The organism is Caulobacter sp. GW821-FHT12D05 (assembly GCF_058807295.1).
This window is the reverse complement of the sequence record NZ_JBXAQO010000001.1, coordinates 713,171-732,107: the sequence shown is the minus strand read 5'-3', so window position 1 is coordinate 732,107 and position 18,937 is coordinate 713,171. Positions and strand designations below refer to the sequence as shown.

At 66.9% G+C, this 18,937-nt stretch carries 16 protein-coding genes; 3 read left to right on the top strand and 13 right to left on the bottom strand.

Going from position 1 to position 18,937, the window contains the following annotated elements; all coding sequences use genetic code 11:
* Together AC1RRR_RS03090 and AC1RRR_RS03085 are read right to left on the bottom strand one after the other, a co-directional pair.
* Complete coding sequence (locus AC1RRR_RS03090; RefSeq protein ID WP_492810475.1) at nt 1-570, bottom strand: gluconate 2-dehydrogenase subunit 3 family protein; 570 nt, start codon at nt 568-570, stop codon at nt 1-3.
* Nucleotides 570-2,318 (bottom strand): GMC oxidoreductase, encoded by a 1,749-nt coding sequence (locus AC1RRR_RS03085; protein WP_492810474.1) that lies wholly within the window; start codon nt 2,316-2,318, stop codon nt 570-572. Before AC1RRR_RS03085 ends, AC1RRR_RS03090 begins: the two co-directional genes overlap by 1 nt.
* A 172-nt stretch (nt 2,319-2,490) precedes the next feature.
* Between AC1RRR_RS03085 and AC1RRR_RS03080 the strand changes: the two genes are divergently transcribed.
* Nucleotides 2,491-3,297: a 3-keto-disaccharide hydrolase gene (locus AC1RRR_RS03080; protein WP_492810473.1), complete on the top strand. Its 807-nt coding sequence runs from the start codon at nt 2,491-2,493 to the stop codon at nt 3,295-3,297.
* A gap of 16 nt (nt 3,298-3,313) precedes the next feature.
* On the opposite strand, the gene AC1RRR_RS03075 is transcribed toward AC1RRR_RS03080, so the two are convergent.
* Genes AC1RRR_RS03075 through AC1RRR_RS03055 form a run of 5 tightly spaced genes read right to left on the bottom strand, consistent with a single transcriptional unit; the run spans nt 3,314 to nt 8,068 of the window.
* On the bottom strand, nt 3,314-3,673 hold the full coding sequence (locus tag AC1RRR_RS03075) for a c-type cytochrome (protein WP_492810472.1): 360 nt from the start codon (nt 3,671-3,673) through the stop codon (nt 3,314-3,316).
* Nucleotides 3,674-3,707: 34 nt separating this feature from the next.
* The gene (locus tag AC1RRR_RS03070; RefSeq protein WP_492810471.1) at nt 3,708-4,763 is read right to left on the bottom strand and encodes a sugar phosphate isomerase/epimerase family protein; all 1,056 of its coding nucleotides are present in this window, start codon (nt 4,761-4,763) and stop codon (nt 3,708-3,710) included.
* Nucleotides 4,760-5,893: a Gfo/Idh/MocA family protein gene (locus AC1RRR_RS03065; RefSeq protein ID WP_492810469.1), complete on the bottom strand. Its 1,134-nt coding sequence runs from the start codon at nt 5,891-5,893 to the stop codon at nt 4,760-4,762. The genes AC1RRR_RS03070 and AC1RRR_RS03065 overlap by 4 nt, the downstream gene beginning before the upstream one ends.
* Entirely contained in the window at nt 5,893-6,864 is a 972-nt protein-coding gene (locus AC1RRR_RS03060; RefSeq protein ID WP_492810468.1) for a sugar phosphate isomerase/epimerase family protein, read from the bottom strand. Before AC1RRR_RS03060 ends, AC1RRR_RS03065 begins: the two co-directional genes overlap by 1 nt.
* Nucleotides 6,827-8,068 (bottom strand): MFS transporter, encoded by a 1,242-nt coding sequence (locus AC1RRR_RS03055; RefSeq protein ID WP_492810467.1) that lies wholly within the window; start codon nt 8,066-8,068, stop codon nt 6,827-6,829. Before AC1RRR_RS03055 ends, AC1RRR_RS03060 begins: the two co-directional genes overlap by 38 nt.
* Nucleotides 8,069-8,207: 139 nt before the next feature.
* On the opposite strand from AC1RRR_RS03055, the gene AC1RRR_RS03050 reads away from it, so the two are divergent.
* Entirely contained in the window at nt 8,208-9,215 is a 1,008-nt protein-coding gene (locus AC1RRR_RS03050) for a LacI family DNA-binding transcriptional regulator (RefSeq protein WP_492810465.1), read from the top strand.
* Here the strand turns inward: AC1RRR_RS03050 and AC1RRR_RS03045 are convergent.
* Together AC1RRR_RS03045 and AC1RRR_RS03040 are read right to left on the bottom strand one after the other, a co-directional pair.
* Complete coding sequence (locus AC1RRR_RS03045) at nt 9,207-9,992, bottom strand: 3-keto-disaccharide hydrolase (protein ID WP_492810464.1); 786 nt, start codon at nt 9,990-9,992, stop codon at nt 9,207-9,209. The two genes, AC1RRR_RS03050 and AC1RRR_RS03045, sit on opposite strands and share 9 nt — an antisense overlap.
* A 117-nt stretch (nt 9,993-10,109) precedes the next feature.
* Entirely contained in the window at nt 10,110-10,421 is a 312-nt protein-coding gene (locus AC1RRR_RS03040; RefSeq protein WP_291876993.1) for an energy transducer TonB family protein, read from the bottom strand.
* A 223-nt stretch (nt 10,422-10,644) separates the two neighbouring features.
* Here AC1RRR_RS03040 and AC1RRR_RS03035 point away from each other — a divergent pair, with 223 nt between their 5' ends.
* Nucleotides 10,645-11,853 carry an ROK family transcriptional regulator gene (locus AC1RRR_RS03035; RefSeq protein ID WP_492810462.1) on the top strand — a complete coding sequence of 403 codons (1,209 nt, stop codon included), beginning with the start codon at nt 10,645-10,647 and terminating at the stop codon, nt 11,851-11,853.
* On the opposite strand, the gene AC1RRR_RS03030 is transcribed toward AC1RRR_RS03035, so the two are convergent.
* From AC1RRR_RS03030 to AC1RRR_RS03015, 4 genes are all read right to left on the bottom strand, one after another.
* On the bottom strand, nt 11,850-12,758 hold the full coding sequence (locus tag AC1RRR_RS03030; protein WP_492810461.1) for an ROK family protein: 909 nt from the start codon (nt 12,756-12,758) through the stop codon (nt 11,850-11,852). The genes AC1RRR_RS03035 and AC1RRR_RS03030 overlap by 4 nt on opposite strands.
* Before the next feature lie 77 nt (nt 12,759-12,835).
* Nucleotides 12,836-14,038, bottom strand: a complete 1,203-nt coding sequence (locus AC1RRR_RS03025; RefSeq protein WP_492810459.1) for an alpha-galactosidase — start codon at nt 14,036-14,038, stop codon at nt 12,836-12,838.
* Entirely contained in the window at nt 14,031-15,578 is a 1,548-nt protein-coding gene (locus AC1RRR_RS03020; RefSeq protein ID WP_492810457.1) for a tryptophan halogenase family protein, read from the bottom strand. Before AC1RRR_RS03020 ends, AC1RRR_RS03025 begins: the two co-directional genes overlap by 8 nt.
* A 60-nt stretch (nt 15,579-15,638) precedes the next feature.
* On the bottom strand, nt 15,639-18,887 hold the full coding sequence (locus AC1RRR_RS03015) for a TonB-dependent receptor (RefSeq protein WP_492810456.1): 3,249 nt from the start codon (nt 18,885-18,887) through the stop codon (nt 15,639-15,641).
* Between the last annotated feature and the right edge of the window lie 50 nt (nt 18,888-18,937).

Sequence of the window (18,937 nt, the reverse complement as noted above, 5' to 3'; positions counted from 1 at the left end):
CTAGCGCGTCGCCCAGGCCTTGCCGATCTCGGCCATCGGCACGCAGCCGTGATAGGCGCCGGGCACGGGATCGTACTTCAGCGCCTCGGTCGCGCCGACTTCGGACGTGAAGTAGCCGACCGTCACCATGTCCTCCAACGCCGGGAAGAAATGCGACTGGCCTTGGCCACGCGCGATGCCGGACTCCTGGTCGTAGGCCGTCAGCAGCGCCACCTGCTGCTCCGGCGTCAGGGCGATGAAGACATCGCCATGGGCTGTGCGTGCGTCGGCGTCCATGCGCGCCAGGCCGTCCAGCAGCTGCCCGACCTGATCCTTGGTGTAATAGTCGCCCACGGCGCGGTCGATGAACTGCGGAACGCCGGCGGCGCGAGCACCAGGGGTGTCCGTGGCCGGGATGATCAGCTCGGCCACCACATCCAGCAGCCGGGCCTGATCCACCGTCAGGGCCTTAGGCGTCCAGCTCAGCGCCGGCGCCGGCGAGGCGGCGGCCAGGGCGCGCTGCGCCCAGCCCGTCGAGGCGACGCCGACCGCCAAGGCCAGGCCGCGCATCGCATCACGTCGGTTCAGCATCAGATGTCTCCCCGCTTGCGAGCGTTCACCGCATGGTCGGCGGCGCGGGCCGTCAGGGCCATGTAGGTCAGGGACGGGTTCACGCACGAGGCCGAGGTCATCGCCGCCCCGTCGGTGACGTAGACGTTCGTGCACTCGTGCACCTGGTTGTGGGCGTTCAGCACCGAGGTCTTGGGATCACGGCCCATGCGCGCGGTGCCCATCTCGTGGATGCCCAGGCCAGGCGAGAAGCCGCCGTCATGGCCCTTCACGTTCTTGAAGCCGGCGACCTCCAGCATCTCGGCCGCCGCGTTCTGCATGTCGCGCCGCATGGCCATCTCGTTCTCACGCATGGTCACGTTGATCGACAGGGTCGGCAGGCCGAACGCATCCGTCTTGTCGCGATTCAGGGTGATGCGGTTGTCGGCATAGGGCAGGATCTCGCCGAAGCCGCCCAGGCCCATGGTCCAGGGCCCGGGCTGGGTCAGCGCGGCCTTGCGCGCCGCGCCGAACCCCTTGGCGCCCTTGGCGCGGTTGCCCAGGTCGCGATCCCAGGTCGAACGCGCCGCGCCGCCCTGATAGCCAAAGCCCCGCAGGTAGTCGCTGCGCTTGGTCGCCTCGTCGCCCAGGTTGCGGAAGCGCGGCACGTAGATGCCGTTGGGCCGGCGACCCGAATAGTACATGTCGGCGAACTCGGGCGCCTCGCCGGTGGCGCCGACGCCCAGGTGGTGATCCATGACGTTGCGGCCCAGCTGGTCGCTGGCGTTGCCGAACCCGTTCTCGAACCGCGAGCTGGTCGAGTTCATCAGGATCCAGGCCGAGTTGAAGGCCGAGGCGCAGATGAAGATGACGTCGGCGTGGAACTCCTCGTCCTTCTTGGTTTCGGCGTCCAGGATGCGCACGCCCGACGCCTTGCCGGCCTTCGGGTCATAGACGATCTCAGTGACGATCGAGTTCGGGCGGATCACCAGGTTGCCGGTGCGCTCGGCCGCCACCAGGCCGCCGGAGTTGGAGCTGTAGTAGCCGCCGAACGGGCACCCGCGGATGCACATGTTGCGGTACTGGCACTTGGTGCGGCCAAGGCTAAGCTGTTCCTCGGTCGGATCGGTCAGGTGGGCGGTGCGGCCCATGCTGATCCGGCGCTCGGGGAAGCGCGCCTCGGACTTGGCTTTGAAGGCCTTCTCGACGCAGTTCATCTCCATCGGCGGCTGGTAGTGGCCGTCGGGGAAGTGGCTCAGGCCTTCGTGCTGCCCCGAGACGCCGATGAAGCGCTCGACGTGCTCGTACCAGGGCGCGAGGTCCTCGTAACGGATCGGCCAGTCGACAGCGATCCCGTCGCGGGCGTTGCCCTCGAAGTCCAGCTGGCTGTGGCGATAGCTCTGCCGCCCCCAGGTCAGCGACCGGCCGCCGACGTGATAGCCGCGGATCCAGTCGAAGCGGTTCTCTTCGGTATAGGGGTGCTCGTCGTCCTTGACGAAGAAGTGCCGGGTGTACTCCGTCATCGTGTAGTTGGTGCGGCGCTGCACCTGATAGTGCGCCTCCAGCTCGGCTTCCGGCAGCTGCCCTTGCGGGTACTGGGTCTGCCAAGGATCGAGGACGGCGGTCGGATAGTCCTCGAGGTGCTTGACCATGCGGCCCCGCTCGAGAACCAGGACCTTCAGGCCCTTCTGAGTCAGCTCCTTGGCGGCGATGCCCCCAGTGATACCGCTACCAACAACAATCGCATCGTAGGTGTTCTTGCGCTTCGCGCGGCCGCTCACATTGGCCATGTTCGCTCCCTTTGCGGCCGCTCGATGGACCACGCCGGAAGCTTTAAGCAACGCGACGCCCCGACCTCGGCGAACCCTTCATTCTTGCCTGGAGGCTTCCATGAAATGGGTTACATTGCAAGAAAGCTCGGCATTTCATGTCAAAAATGGGCGAGCGTCTGGGAGGACAAGGATGATCAGATCGACCGGCGGGGCGCTGGCCCTGCTGCTGGCGCTTGGCGCGGGTGTGGCGCACGCCGAAGACGTGAAGGCCGGCCCCTGGCGGCCGCTGTTCGACGGCATGACCCTGAACGGCTGGACGCCCAAGGTCGCCAAGCATCCGGCCGGCGAGAACTATCGTGACACCTTCGTGGTCGACCACGGCGCGATCCGGGTCTCGTACGCCAAGTACGACACGCTGGACGGCCAGTTCGGGCACCTGTTCTACAAGACCCCGTTCAAGGCCTATCGCCTGAAGCTGACCTACCGCTTCCTGACCGAGGGCGGTCTGGCCGACACCCCGGCCTGGGCGCGCAGCAACAGCGGCATCATGTTCCTGAGCCAGAGCCCCGAGAGCATGACCGTCGAGCAGCCGTTCCCGGTCTCGGTCGAGTTCCAGCTGCTGGGCAAGGACGGCGATGCGCCTCGCTCCACCGGCTCGGTCTGCACGCCCGGCCTGACCATCACCATCGACGGGACGAAGGTGAAGGAGCATTGCACGATCTCCAAGAACGCCCCGACCATCCCGAACGGCACCTGGGTCCAGGCCGAGCTTGAAGTCCTGCCCAATGGCGAAATCACCCAGAAGATCAACGGCGTGGCGGTGCACCACTACGCCGGCGTGACCCTGGATCCGGATGACACCGTCGCCGGCGGGGCCAAGCCCTACATCCTCGCGCGCGGCGCCCAGCCGGTGACCGAGGGCTACATCGCGCTGCAGAGCGAGGGCCACCCGATCGAGTTCAAGGACATTCAGATCCAGGAGCTGACGGCCCGCTAGGCGCCGTCAGAACCGGCTACTTCTTCACCGAGGTCAGGTACTGGATGACGGCGGCGCGCTTGGCGGCGTCCGCCTCGCCCAGCAGCATCTTGGTGCCCGGCACGGTCTTACCTGGGGCCTTGATGAAGGCGTCCATTTGGTCGGCGGTCCAGGTGATGTTCGAGGCCTTCAGGGCGTTGCTGTAGGCGAAGCCCGGCGCGGTCGCGGCCTTGCGACCGACGACACCGGCCAGGGGCGGCCCCATCTTGCCCGGCGCGGGCTGCAGCGAGTGACACATCGTGCACTTCTGCTCGAACACCTGCTGGCCCGAGACCTGCGCGGCGGCGCTGGTCGCCATGCCCATCAGGATGGCGGCGAGCATAAGCTTGAACTTCATCGAGGAAACTCTCCGTCAGAATTTGGCGGCGGCCTTACAGACCCAATAGCCGGCGATTGCGACCGGCGTCTGGCGCGCTGCCAGCGAAGTCGTCGAAGGCCTTGTCCGTGACCTGGATGATGTGGTCGCGAATGAACGGCGCGCCTTCGCGGGCGCCCTGTTCGGGATGCTTCAGCGCGCACTCCCACTCCAGCACCGCCCAGCCGTCGAAGTCGTACTGGGCCAGCTTGGAGAAGATCGCCTTGAAGTCCACCTGGCCGTCGCCCAGCGACCGGAACCGGCCCGGCCGCTCGGCCCAGCCCTGGTAGCCGCCATAGACGCCCGACTGGGCCGTGGGCCGGAACTCGGCGTCCTTGACGTGGAACGCCTTGATGCGCTCGTGGTAGCGGTCGATGTAGCCGAGGTAGTCCAGCTGCTGCAGGACGAAGTGGCTGGGATCGAACAGGATGTTGGCGCGCGGGTGGCCGCCGACTTCATCCAGGAACCGCTCGAAGGTCGCGCCGTCGTGCAGGTCCTCGCCGGGATGGATCTCGTAGGCCGCGTCGACGCCGTTCTCTTCGAAGACGTCCAGGATCGGCTTCCAGCGCCGGCCGAGCTCGGCGAAGGCCTCCTCGATCAGGCCCGCAGGCCGTTGCGGCCACGGATAGACATAGGGCCAGGCCAGGGAGCCCGAGAAGGTGGCGTGAGCCTTCAGGCCCAGGCGACGGCTGGCGACGGCGGCGGCCTTCACCTGCCCGACCGCCCACTCCTGACGCGCCTTGGGCTTGCCGCGCAGCTCGGGCGGCGCGAAGCCGTCGAACAGCTCGTCATAGGCCGGGTGCACGGCGACCAGCTGGCCCTGCAGGTGGGTCGAGAGTTCGGTGATTTCCAGCCCGTACTCGGCCAGCAGGCCCGCGATGTCGTCGCAATAGGTCTGGCTCTCAGCGGCCAAGGCCAGATCGAAGAACGAGTCCGCCCCGCCCGTCGGCATCTGCACGCCGAGATAGCCGAGGTCGGCGACCCATTTGGCCATGGTCTCCAGCTTGTCGAACGGCGGCTCGCTGCCGATGAATTGGGCCAGGAAGATGGCCGGTCCCTTGAGCGTCTTCATCGCCCGTCTCCTTGAAGCGACACCCAGCCGGCGTCGTCGCGGCTGGCGGCCACGGCGCGCTCGACGAAGGCCATGCCGCGCACGCCCTCGCCGATGTCGGGCACGAGCGCCCCGCCCTGCCCTTCAATGGCGTCGGCGAAGTCGCGATAGATGTTGGCGAATGCCTCGATGAAGCCCTCAGGATGGCCCGTCGGCAGGCGCGTCACGGCGCGAGCGCCCGCGCCCAAATAGCCCGAACCGGCGTGCAGCACCTGGCTGGGACCGTCCAGCCAGTCGATCGTCAGCACGTTGGGATCCTCGTGCGACCAGGTCAGGCCGCCCTTCTCGCCATAGACGCTGAGCGTCAGGCCGTTGCGGGCGCCGGCCGAGATCTGCGAGGCGATCAGCACCCCGCGCGCGCCGCCGGCGAAACGCAGCAGCACGTTGCAGTCATCGTCCAGGCTGCGCCCCGGCACGACGGTCGAGACGTCGGCGCACAGGCGCTCGACGCGGTGACCGGTGACGAACTCGGCGATGTTGAAGGCGTGGACACCGATGTCGCCGATACAGCCGCCGACGCCCGATTGCTTGGGATCGCCGCGCCAGCTGGCCTGCTTGTTGGCCTCGTCCAGTTCCAGCGGCTTGGACAGCCAGCCTTGCGAGTACTCGACCACCACCTTGCGCACAGCGCCCAGGTCGCCGCGCGCCACGATCTCGCGCGCCTCGCGGACCATCGGATAGCCGGTGTAGGTGTAGGTCAGGCCATAGAGCTTGCCCGACGCCGCGACGATGCTGGCAAGCTCCTGGGCCTCAGCGAGGTTCAGAGTGGCGGGCTTGTCGCTGATCACGTGCAGCCCGCCCTTCAGCGCGGCGGCCGAAACGTCGAAGTGCAGGTGGTTGGGCGTCACCACTGAGACCAGCTGGACGCCGTCCTCACGCGCCCGCTCGGCGGCGATCATCGCGTGATGGTCCGGATAGACCCGATCGGGCGCGACGCCCCAGGCGGCGGCCGCCTGGGCGTTCTTGGCCGCGTCGCGGCTGAACACCCCGGCGACCAGCCGGATATGCCCGTCCAGCTCGGCGGCCATGCGGTGCACGGGCCCGATGAACGAGCCCGGACCGCCACCGACCATGGCCATCCGCAAAGCCATTAGGCGACGACCTTAGCCAGATAGTCGTAGCTGATCTTGGCCGACTCCAGGCGCGGATGGGCGAACGGCGGCTCCTGCTCGTAATAGAAGCCGCGGATGCCGGCGGCGTAGGCGGCGGGCAGCAGCGTCTTCCAGTCGATCATGCCGCTGCCGACCTCGGTCGGGTCCTGCTTCAGCTCGAAATTGGTCTTGGTCGTCGCCTTGACGTCCTTGACGTGCATCTGGGTGAAGCGACCCGGATGGGCCTTCAGCAGGGCCAGCGGATCGTGGCCGGCGGCCGTGACCCAGCCCACATCCATCTCGAAGGTGACCAGGTTCGGATCCGTGCCCTTCAGCAGGATCTCCATGCCGGTCGTGTCACCCAGCGGGGCGAACTCGAAATTGTGGTTGTGATAGCCGCTGATGATGCCGGCCTTCTTCAGCACGGCCGCCTTCTCGTTGAGGAAGTCGGCGTTCCACTTCCAATCGTCGGCGGTCATCTGGACGCCGGCCGCGCGCAGGTCGTTGCCCAGGCGATCGGGGATGTAGAGGATCGGCATGATCGCCGACTTCACCCCGATCACGTGCAGCTCGTCGGCCAGCTTGTTCAGGTCGCCACTGAAGCCGTTGGGGCCCTTGGGCGAGATGTGAGCGCTGGGGCAGACCAGGCCTGCCTTGTCGAAGGCCGCGCGCAGCTCGGCCGGCGTGCGGCCCAGATAGCCGGCCAGCTCGACCGATTTGAAGCCGATCTTGGATACCGTGGCGAGCTGGGCGTCCAGCTCCTTGGCCAGGTCCGGACCCAGGCTGTAGAGCTGGATGCCGACAGGCTGCTTGTGGCGCTGGAAGAACGGCGCCGACGCCGCGCTGGCCGAGCCGGCCAGGGTCGCGCCCATCAGAGCCGCGCCAGCGCCCAGAAGGCCACGTCGAGAAAGGTGTTGGTTCACGGGGCTTTCCTTAGACTTGAGCCGCAGAGGCGGTGGCGGGAACGTCATCGGTCTCGGCGACCGGACCGTGCGACGGCGGGCGGAAGAACACCGCCAGCAGGCAGACGGCGGCCAGGGCCATGCCGGTCGGGACCAGGAACAGGGTGGTGTAGTCCACGGCCCCTCCTGCGCTCAGCTTGCTGACCAGTTCGGGGAACAGGAAGCTGGCCACCACATTGCCGATGCCCAGGATCAGCAGGTTGAACAGGCCCTGGGCGCTGGAGCGGACGTCCTTGGGGAACACCGCGTCAACGAAGATGTACACGGTGGCGAAGAAGAAGGCGTAGCAGATGCCGTGCAGCAGCTGGACGGCGACGATCACCGGGATGCTGTCGGCGAAGAAGGCGAAGACCGCGAAACGCGCGGCGTGACCCAGCACGCCGACAATCATCGTGACCTTCCAGCCCAGACGGACCAGCACGCGGCCCAGCACGAACATGGTCAGGATCTCGGCCACCTGGCCCAGGCTCAGCACGACCATCGACAGGTTGCCGGCGATGCCGACCCGGTTGGTCAGGAAGGCGTCGGCCATCACGAAATAGCCGTTGTGAATGACGCTATCGATGAAGGTGACGATGAACAGCACCAGCACGAACGGCGCGGCCAAGAGCTTGAAGGCGCGGCGCCAGGCCAGCTTGTCGATGCCCGGCGCATCCTTGCGGGCCGGCGTGTGCGGCAGAGTCAGGGCATAGCCGGCGAAGGCGAACGAGACGATCGCCGCGACCAGGAAGATCCAGCGCACCTGCTCGACCGAGGCTTGAGCGCCCAGCAGGAAAACGAACGGCCAGCTGACCAGCACCCAACCGACCGTCCCGCCCATCCGCACCGCGCCGAAGCCGGCGGCCGGATCCTTCAGATTGGCGAAGGCGATCGAGTTGGTCACCGACAGGGTCGGCACATAGACAAGGCTGAACACCAGATAGCAGGCGAAGAACGGCCAGAAGTCGGTGGCGAAGGCCGTGCCGACCAGGGCCAGGCCGCCGATCAGGTGGCTGACGGCCAGGAACCGCTCGGCCGCGAAGTTGCGATCGGCGAACTGGTTGGAAAAGAAGATGCCGACCAGGGCGGCCACGCCCCAAGAGCTGCCGACCAGCGACTGCTGCCAGGGCTCGAAACCCAGCATGCCCATGTAGGGGAAGATCTTCGGCGCCCAGGCGCCCCAGATCGCCAGCTGCAGCACCATCATCACGAAGAGCCGGAAGCTCGTGTTCATGGACCTGGCCCTCCCCGACCAGTTTTGGGCGGTTGGTTTCGTCCGTTTTGGACGGCCTCCGCTCCGATGTAATCGAAATCATCGATAACAGGGGTCCGCCTGCTTGCCAAGCTGTCGGCTAGTCGCCAGTGTCCGGCCAATGGCGACCATTCAAGACGTTGCCCGCGACGCGGGCGTCTCTACAGCCACCGTTTCGAGGGTGTTCAGCGCACCCGAACTGGTGCTGGAGACCACGCGCAACAAGGTGATGGAGGCGGTCAACCGCCTGGGCTACGAGCCCAATTTCGCGGCCAAGAGCCTGCGCACCCTGCGCACCGAAAAGATCCTGGTCACCGTGCCGGACATCTCCAACCCATTCTTCTCGCAGGTGATCCGGGGCGTCGAGGAAGCCGCCCTGGCCGCCGGCTATTCGGTGCTGCTGGGCGACACCCGTCACGAGGAGGCGCGCGAGGAGCAGTACGCGGCCATGTTCCGCCGCAAGGAGGCCGACGGCCTGATCTTTCTGGGTCACCGCCTGCCCGACGTGCTGGCCGAAATGGTCGCCGCCAAGGGGCCCAAGACCCCGATCGTCAACGGTTGCGAGTTCCGCCCAGGCCTGGCCGTCTCCAGCGCCCATATCGACAATGAGCGCGCCGCCGCCGAGGCCGTCGAGTACCTCTATGAACTCGGCCACACTCGCGTCGGCGCGGTGACCGGCCCGCTGGCCAGTCCGATCAGCAGCGACCGCCTGAACGGCGTCTTGGCTGCCGCCCAGCGTCATGGTCGCGCCAGCGCCCTGCGCATCGCCATCGGCGACTTCTCGATCGAGTCGGGCGTGCGCCAGGCCGGCGAACTGCTGGACGAACCCGGCAGGCCGACGGCGATCTTCTGCTTCAGCGACGAGATGGCCATGGGCGCGCTGGAGGCGATCCGCCAGCGCGGCCTGCGGTGCCCCGAAGACGTGTCGCTGGTCGGCTTCGACGACATCCGCTTCGCCCAATACCTGCACCCACAGCTGACCACGGTGCGCCAGCCCAAGGAGCAGATCGGCCACGAGGTGGTGCGCCTCTTGCTGGACATCCTGGCCGACCGGACCAGCACCCTGCAGAACGTCACCCTGCCCCATCAGCTGGTGGTGCGCTCCAGCACCGCGCCGCCGTCAGCCTAGCGGCGTCGGCAGCTCGCGAACCCAGATGTTGCGGAAGCTGATCGGCTCGCTGGGATCGCCATGCGCCTGCAGCTTGATCGGGGCGGCCCCGTGCAGCTTGTAAGTCGGCTTGCCGATATAGACCGTCTCACCGGCCAGCACGGCGTTGTCCTGCACCAACACGCCATTGTGCAGCACCGTGACCGTCGCCGGCCTGGACAGCGCTCCTTCGGCGCCGAAGGTCGGCGGATGCCAGATGATGTCGTAGGTCTGCCACTCGCCGGGCTTGCGGCTGGCATTGGCCAGGGGCGGATGCTGCTTGTAGACGCTGGCGGCCTGGCCGTTGACGTAGGTGGCGTTGCCGTAGCTGTCGAGGATCTGCACCTCGTAGCCCTGGTCGCGCGGGCCGGTGGACGCCAGGAAGACGCCGCTGTTGCCCCGCGCTTGCCCTGAGCCGGTAATGTTGGCCGGGACGCGCCATTCCAGGTGCAGCTGGTAGTCGCGGAACGACCGCTTGGTCTCGATATTGCCGCGCGCCTTGTTGACGGTGAACACTCCGCCTTCAACCGTCCAGCCGGCCGGCGACTTGTCCAGGGCCGAGACCCATTGGTCGAGGTTCTTGCCGTCGAACAGGACGATCGCGTCGGCCGGCGCGCCGCCTGCGTCCTGAGCCGGCGCCACCACCGGGACCGGCGGCTTCCAGACCTCGGTCTCTTCCGGCTTGGTCTGGGCCACGGCCAAAGACACGGCCGCCAGGCCGCCGACCATGGCGAACGCCAGAACGCTGCTACGCTTCATTTTCGTTCCCGCTCCCTATCGAGAGCGGCAGCATAGGCGCCCGCGCCCAGAAACAACAACGCCTCCGCTGGGCGAACCAGCGGAGGCGATTGCTCGTACCGTATGGACGGTTAAGTCTTACGCGCCGCCCGGGAAGCGGAACGGAACCTTCACGGTGCCGGTCTTGGCGCCCATCGGCAGCTTTTCAGCGATGCACATGGCGGCCTTGTCGAAGCCCTTACCACCGGCGCTGTTGTCGACGACCTTGCAGTCCGACAGCTTGCCGTCAGCGGCGTTGCACTCGAGCATGACCTGGGCGGCGTCGCGGGTGTTGGCGAACTGCTGCAGGCAGCGGCCCATCTGGTCTTCGAAACCGCCAGCGGCCGAAGCGGCCTGAGCGACGAAGAAGCTGGCGGCGACGCCGGCGGCGAGTGCGATCGAGAGTTTCATTGGCCCCATTCCCTGTGCGAGCAACGCTTGGATCTGATGGGGATGGTTATCGCGCCGAAGCCCTAAGGAACGGCCAAGCTTCACGGTTAATCATCTCCAAAAATGATCCGCCCGATGACGAAACCCTGACGGCGCTTGGCCTTGCCCTTGAAATAATAAAACCAGTTTTCTTAATGGCCACGCGGATGGTATCGCTTCCAATCCCAGGAGAGACAGCGCGACCATGTCCGAGGCGCACAGCCGGCGTTCCCGCAAGCCGCACGACGACCGGGCCAGCCTGTCCGGCACCAATATCGAGCGGGCCGGCGACTACAATCAGCGCGTCGCCCTGCAATCGATCCGCATCGGCCTGGCCAAGACCAAACAGGAAGTCGCCACCTATACGGGCCTGACGGTCCCGGCGATCACCAACATCACCAACCGTCTGCTCGAGGAAGGCCTGGTCATCGAGGCTGGCAAGCTGCATGGCGCGCGTGGCCAGCCGGCCATGACCTTCACGATCAATCCGGACGGCTGCTACTCGATCGGCCTCAATATCGACCGCGACCACATCACGATCGTGCTGCTGGACCTGGCCGGCAAGGTCCGCGCCCGCGCCTCACGCGAGATCGCCTTCGCCAGCCCCGAGCAGGTGGCCGCGTTCTTCGAGCAGCACCGCAAGGCGTTCCGTAAGCTGAAGGGCATTCAGGCCGACCGGATCATCGGCGTCGGCGTGGCCGTGCCTGACGATCTGGCCAAGGGTGATCTGCCCCACCGGCCGGCGGACTACGAAGCCTGGAACACGGTCGATCTGCGCGCCCTGCTCTCGCCCGGTCATGACTGGCCGATCATGGTCGAGAACGACGCCGCCGCGGCCGCCCTGGGCGAGCTGCACTTCGGCCATGGCATGCGCAATCCCAGCTTCTTCTACATGCTGGTCAGTTCGGGTCTGGGCGGCGGCCTGGTCGTCGACGGCGAATATTTCCGCGGCGCGCATGGCCGCAGCGGCGAGCTGGGTTTCCTGCCGGTGAACGCCACAGGCTCGGCGACGCTGGAGGACTTCGTCTCGCTGTCGTCGTTGAACGAGGCGCTGGGCGACCTGGCGCCGACCGACCCCGCGCAGCTCGCGGACCTGCCGCCGGAAGGCCGCGCACGGATTGATGCATGGTTGAACATCGCGGCCGAGCGGCTGTGCGATCCGCTGGTCGCCATCAGCTGCCTGATCGACCCGCAAGCCGTGTTCATCGGCGGCCGCCTGCCCGGCTCGCTGATTGACCGCTTGGCCCAGGCTGTAAACGACAAGCTGGCCGCCCGGAACCTCGCGCTGGCCATGGCCCCGGTGCGCCACGCGGCGCTCGCCGCCGATGCGCCGGCCCTGGGCGCGGCCATCCTGCCGATCATGGCGCGCTACCTGCCGGTGCGTTCGGTGCTGCGGAACACCGCCCAAGCCTAGCCCGCTTCCCCCGGCGACCACAGACGCGCCGCGCCCCGCACGCCCGAACTGTCACCCCAGCGCGCCGGCGCGATCTTGGCCGAAAAGCCATCGGAAAAGATGCGGGCGCCGATCACACTGGGCAGTCGCGCATAGAGCGCCTCGACGTTCGACAGACCGCCGCCCAAGACGAAGACGTCGGGGTCAACGATGTTGCAGATCACGGCCATGGCCCGACCAAGGCGATCGACCAGCCGATCGAAGGCGGCGGCGGCTTCCGGCTCGCCGGCCAAGGCGTCGGCGACGATGGTCGCGCCGTCCAGGTCACGACCCGTGCGGGCCTTGAAGTCGCGCTGCAGGCCGGTGCCGGACACCCAGGTCTCCAGGCATCCCTTCTGGCCGCACCAGCAATCGGGTCCAGGCGCTTCGTCGACGCTAGGCCATGGCAATGGAATGTGGCCCCACTCCCCGGCCACGCCGTCGCCGCCCTCGACCAGACGGCCGTCGACCACCAGACCGCCACCGCAGCCAGTGCCCAGGATGATGGCGAAGGTCACCCGCGCCCCGGCCGCTGCGCCGTCGGCGGCTTCCGACAGGGCCAGGCAGTTGGCGTCGTTGGCCAGACGCACCGGCCGCGCCAGCGCCTGGGACAGGTCCTCGCGAAAGCGGCGGCCATTCAGATACACGGCGTTGGCGTTGCGCATCATACCGGTGCGCGGCGAAATCGAGCCCGGCGCGCCGACGCCGACCGAGCCGGGTTGGCCCGTCTGCGCCTCGATACGTTCCACCAGATCCCGGACAGCGGCCAAGGCGGCGTCGTAGGTTGCGGGCGTCGGCGTCCGCAGTCGGGCCATGACCTCTCCGTCGGGCGCCAGGGCGGCGGCCTCGATCTTGGTCCCGCCGAAATCGACACCAATCTGGATCACTGGAAAGCCTCGATAGCGCGCGAAGGGGCTCTGCCCCCGCGTCAGCGTTGGTTGGAGAAACAGGAAAGACGGACGCGCTAAGGCGTGATGCGAACCATCACCACGCCGTGCGACGGTGCGGTGGCGACAAACCGGCCCTTCACGGCGCCCAGGTCCTTGCCGGCCCACAGATCGCGCACCTGGGCCTTCAGCGTCGCCGGATAACCCAACTCGGTCCAGTCGACCGCGATCGGCTTGGCCGCTTCGCCTCGGTTGAACAGGATCACCGCCCGGCTGCCATCGGCCAGCGGCTTGGACCAGACCTCCAGGTCGCCGTCGTCGCGCACCCTGCGGCCCTGCGCGCCCAGGCGGTCCTGGTTCACCGCGATGACCTCCTTGTTCAGCAGGATGTCGCGCGTGTCCTTGTCCATGTTGGCGACGTCGTTGCCGGCGATCAGCGGCGCGGCCATCAAGGCCCACAGGCTGAAGTGCGAGCGGTATTCGGTCGTGGTCAGGCCGCCATTGCCGACCTCCAGCATGTCGGGATCGTTCCAGTGGCCGGGACCGGCGAATGGATAGAGCGGCTCGTTCAGGTCGACGATACGCAGCACGCCCAGCGAATAGTCGTGCTTGCCGTCCCACTTGTCGGTGATGTCGCCGGTGGTGCGCCACAGATTGCCGACGGCGCTAGCCCACAGCCACGGCTTGGCCGTGCCCCACTCGCACATGGAAAAGACGATGTCGCGGCCGGTCTCGCGCAGGGCGTCGGCCATCAGGGTATAGGCTTCCTCGGCGTTGCGCGTGCCCGTCGCGCACCAGTCGTACTTCAGATAGTCGACGCCCCACGACGCATAGGTCTTGGCGTCCTGGTACTCATGCCCCTGGCTGCCCGGGCGACCGCCGCAGGTCTGCCGGCCCGCATCGGAATAGATGCCGAACTTCAGCCCCTTCGAATGCACGTAGTCGGCCAGCGCCTTGATCCCGCCGGGAAAGCGCTTGGCGTCATAGGTGATGAAGCCGTTCGCATCGCGCGGCCCGTGCCAGCAGTCGTCGATCACCACGTACTGATAGCCGGCGTCCTTCATGCCGTTGCCAGCCATGGCGTCGGCGACGCGGCGCACGGTGGCCTCGTCGATGTTGCAGGCGAACTTGTTCCAGCTGTTCCAGCCCATCGGCGGCGTCTGGGCCAGGCCGTTGGCGACGCGCGGCGGCGGGTCCTTGTCGGCCGCGAAAACAGCGGTCGGCAGGATCAGCGCGGCGGCCGCCAGCAAGGCGATCAGACGCTGGGATGGCCTAGGCATCAACGGTTCCTTTCATCGGATCGGGCGCGGACACGCGCTCCAGAATGCTGGCGTGGGTCGGCATCTGCTCGGCGGCCCGGCGGCAGGCCATCCGGACGTGCTGCAGCCGCTCGGCCATCAGACGTTCGTCCATCAGGTCGGCCAGAGGGTCGTGGCCGTCCGGCATGCCGCCCTGCCCGACCATGATCGCCAGCCAGTTCGGCTCCTGGAAGATCGTCTGGTTGGGGAAGATCGTCGCCCCTCGGCTGCGGAATAGTTCCATCTTCAGCTTCAGCGAGTCCGGGATGGTCATGTGCCGCATGCGGTCCCACAGCGGCTGACCGACGCGGCGGTTGGCGTGGTAGTGGTAGATCAGGAAGTCGCGGATCTGCTCCATCTCCTCGCCCATCATCTGGCTGTAGAGATCGGCGACCGGCGCATCGATCTTGGCCAGCGGGAAGCTGCCAGCCAGCTTGATCAGGCCGTGCTGGATCAGGTGGATCGAGGTCGACTCCAGGGGCTCCAGGAAGCCGCTGGACAGGCCGATCGCCGCGCAGTTCTTGACCCTTGACCGCTTGCGCCGGCCGGTGGTGAACCGCAGGAAGCGCGGATCGGCCAGCACCTTGTTGCCCGGATGCTCGGCCGCCAGGGCCGCCAGCAGGTCGTCGGCCGCCTGGTCGTCGCTGATGTGATCGCTGACATAGACATAGCCGTTGCCGGTGCGGTGCTGCAGCGGGATGCGCCAGCGCCAGCCGGCCGTATCGGCGGTGGCGCGGGTATAGGGGATCGGATCCTCGTAGCGCGCCGTCGGCACGGCCACGGCGCGGTTAGCGGGCAGGAATTCCGACCAGTCCTCGTAGGGCACGCCCAGGGCGTCGCCGATCAGCAGGCCTCGGAAGCCCGAGCAGTCGACGAAGAAGTCGCCCGCCAGGGTCTCGCCGTCATCCAGCGTCAGCAAGGCGATCGTTCCGTCCAGCGAGTCGAGGGTCACGCCCTTGATCGTGCGCTCGACACGCTTGACGCCGCGCCCCTCGGCCACCTCGCGCAGCAGCTTGGCGTAGAGCGAGGCGTCGAAATGATAGGCGTGAGCCATGGCCGCGCGCGGGTCGCGCGGATCCTCCACGCGCCAATCGAACTTGCCGGCCTTGGCGGCCACGCAGCTCAGCGAGAACTCGGACAGGTCGGCCTGGTAGCCCAGCTTGCGGGCCCGCAGCCAGAAGGCGTGAAACGACACCCCGTCCATCGGCGGGCCGTAGTTGCCGAACGGATGCATGTAGGCGTCGCCGGGATCGCCCCAGCCGACGAACTCGATGCCTAGCTTGTACGTGCCTTGCGTCGCCGTCAGCATCCGCCGCTCGTCGACGCCCACCACCTGGTTGAAGAAGGTGATCGGCGGGATCGTCGCCTCGCCCACACCGACCGTGCCGATGTCGGCGGACTCGACCAGGGTGATCTTCATCTGCTGCGGCGTGAAGACCTTCGAGAAGAACGCCGCCGACATCCAGCCGGCCGTGCCCCCGCCGACGATGACCAGGTGTGAGATCTTTCCCGCGTTTTCCATGCCGCCTTCGCTCATCCAAAAGACCCCCGCCGGCGAGACGCCGGCGGGGTTACAGGGGGCCTAGAAGGTCCCGCGCACGATGAACGAAACACGGCGGTCGCTGACGGTCCAGCTATGGGTGCGGACCAGGGACTTCGAGAAGTTCCCCTGCGTGCCCAGGTACCAGCTGTCGCGCTGATCCATCTCCAGATCGTAGCGCGAGTTCAGGAGGTTCACGACCTGCAGGCCGACCTTGACCTGCGGGGTCAGGCCGTAGGTCACCGAGCCGTCCAGCTGGCCGTAAGCCTTGGCATAGACCGGCACCATCAGGTTCGAGGCCGAGGCGCTCATCAGGTAACGCGAGCGCCAGTTGTAGGCCAGGCGGGCGTCGATGCCGTACTTACTGTAGAGCAGCGTGGCGTTGTAGGTGTAGCGCGACAGCTGCTCCAGCGGCAGGTCCAGCTTCGAGGCGTTGATCTGCGAAGCGTCCGTGGTGCTGCTGGACACGTTCTGCGTGCCCTTGCTGTCCAGGATCGTGGCGTTGAATTCCGTGCCCAGTCCGCCCAGCGCGCCAGGCAGGAAGTCGTAGTACTGCTGGTACTGGAACTCCATGCCGTAGATTTTGCCGTGGCCCATGTTCTGGGGCACGGTGCCGATGGCCTGCACGGTGCTGCCGTTCGACGTCGCGATGTTCAGCAGGGTCGGCGTGGACTGGATGTAGTCGTAGACGTCCTTCTTGAAGGCGCCGACCGCCAGCATGCCACCGCGGAAGTACCACTCGCCCGAAAGGTCGAACGAATTGGCCCGCATCGGCTTGAGGTTCGGATTGCCCCCGAAGTAACCGAAGGCCACGTCCGTGTGGTACTGGACCGCCGAGCCGCCGGCCGCCGCGGCAGTCAACTCGGCCTGGGTGTAGGCGACGCCGGTCTGCGCGTTGATGAGGCCGTCCGCCACCGTGGCGGGGCGTGATTGCAGCGTGCCCGACACCGACATCGATGGGTCCAGCTGGTTGAAGTCGGGCCGGACGATGTTCTTGGACGCCGCGAAGCGCACGAACACATTGTCCCGGGCCTTCAGGCGCAGGTTCAGGCTGGGCAGGACGTCGGTGTAATCCGTGCCGCCGGTCGTGGTGAAGGCCCGGCCGTCGGCATAGGTGATCTTGGTCGAGGCCGTGGACGAGGCGAAGCGCCGCTGGCCTTGGTCGATCAGGTTGATCGTGCCGAAGCCGTTGGCGTCGGTCTTGGTCCGGACGACGCGCAGGCCGAAGTTGCCGTCCCAGCTCATGCCCTGGTCGCCCCACGAGAACGGCAGGTCGGTTCCGAAGCGGACCTTGCCGTAGATCGCGGTGGTGTCTTCCCACTGGCGATTGACGCCGCGGCCGCCCGAGTTGGTGAAGCTGGTGTTCACGTCGCCCAGCGGCTGCCAGTAGCTGATGCTGCCGGTCGGCGCGGCCCAGATGGGCATGTAGCTCATCAGGGTGCCTTGGGTGAACGGGCTGTAGCTTCCCCCCGCTGGCGACCAGGTCGGGATCGTGCCGTTGGGCCCGCCGCGCGGGTAGTAGCCGTACTCGCCGTCGTTATAGGCCGGGCCGCCGCCGGGGATCGGGCCGTTCCAGATGGTGTTCTTCAGATAGGCGTAGAGCGCCGTCGGGCTCTTGGCCAAGTCGAACGACGGCATGATCAGGCCGGGGACCGAGAGGTCGCCCTTGAAGAAGTTGTCGAAGCTGACCTTGTCCTGGTGCTGGGTGTACTTGTCGGCCGTCGCGGTCACGCGCGTCGCCCAGGGCGCCGAGATCAGGTTCCAGTTGTAGGCCGTGTCGCGCGAGTTGGCGTCGCGTGAGGTCGCCCGCACGCCCAGCTTGATGTCCTTGAGGAACTTGTCGTCGTCGAACGAATAGGTCGCGTCGAACTTGCCCGAATATTCCCGAGCGTCGTTGTCGTCGATGTGGTCCATCGCGGCGTACAGGTTGAACGCCGACGGGGTGCTGGTGACGTTGCTCATGGTGATCTTCGGCAGCTCGCCGGTCAGATCCAGGCCAAAGCCGCCCGCCAGGGTGACGGTGTTGTAGACCGTCAGGTCGGTGCTGCCCCGATGCGAATAGACGTATTGCAGGTCGCCGGTGACCTGCCAGTGGTCGTTGCTCCACTTGAAGCCGGCCGAGACGTCGTTGGTGTTGTCCTTCACGACGCCATAGCGGGTGCCCAGGTTCAGCAGGAACGAGTTGGCCACGCCGTTGCCGCCGCCGCCGCCGTCGACCAGCTGGCCCTTCAGGAAGTTGCCGTCAGAGTCGAAGGTGAACGCGGTCCCCGTCGCCGGACCGACCACGAACGACTGGTTGTTGGTCGCCGAGCAGCAGGCCGAGGTCTGGGCGAAGCGGTCCTGGAAGGTCTGCTTGGCCTCGGTGCGGAACAGGGTCGTATAGAGTTCCAGATTGTCGTTCGGCCGCCACTGGAAGGCGCCGTAGAAGCCGTTGCGGTTCCGGTCCTGCTCGTTGTTGCGATATTGTACGCCGACCGGCACGAAGACGCGGGCCTTGCCCTGGCCAGCGATCGCATTGTCGCCATTGAAGTTAAAGGTCGCGCCGCCGTCGTACGAGGATTTCACGCCCAGACCGTGGGCGTTGTACGGGTCGACCGCGATCGAGTTGACGGCGGTCTTCAGCTTGGAGCTGGACATGCTGACCAGCATGCCGAACTCGCCCAGATTGGTGTCGAAGCGGTCGCTGAGCAGGAAGCTGCCCGACGGCGTGCCTTCCTTGCGCAGGTCGCCGCGCGTGTAGTCGGCCGAGAAGGCCATCTGCCGGCCGGCCTGGTCGAACGGCATGCGCGTGCGCAGGTTCACCGTGCCGCCCAAGCCGCCTTCGACGATGTCGGCCGACGGGTTCTTGTAGACGTCGACGCCGGCGAACAGCTCGGGCGTCACGTCTTCCCACGAGATGGCCCGGCCGCCACGCGCCGAGAACATGTCGCGCCCGTTCAGTTCCGAGCGCACCCAGGTCAGGCCGCGGATCTGGATGCCCGAGCCCTCGGCGTTCAGGCGGTCAACGTCGCGCGGCTGATTGGTCCGGCCGATGGTCACGCCCGGCACGCGCTGCAGCGCCTCCGTCACCGAACGGTCCGGCAGGCCGCCGATATCGACGGCGGTGATCGAGTCGACGATTTCCTCGGAATTCTTCTTCAGGTCCTGGGCCGACTGGATCGCCTTGCGCTGGCCGACGACCACGACTTCGGTCACCTGATCGACAGCGCTGTCCCCGCCAGCCGTAGTTGTCTGGGCCTGGGCCGATGCGACCAGCACGCCAGACCAGGCGACGGCCGCGACCGACGCCAAGAGCACACTTTTCCTGTTGATTGCCTTCACGTTTCCACCCCTGAAAACTG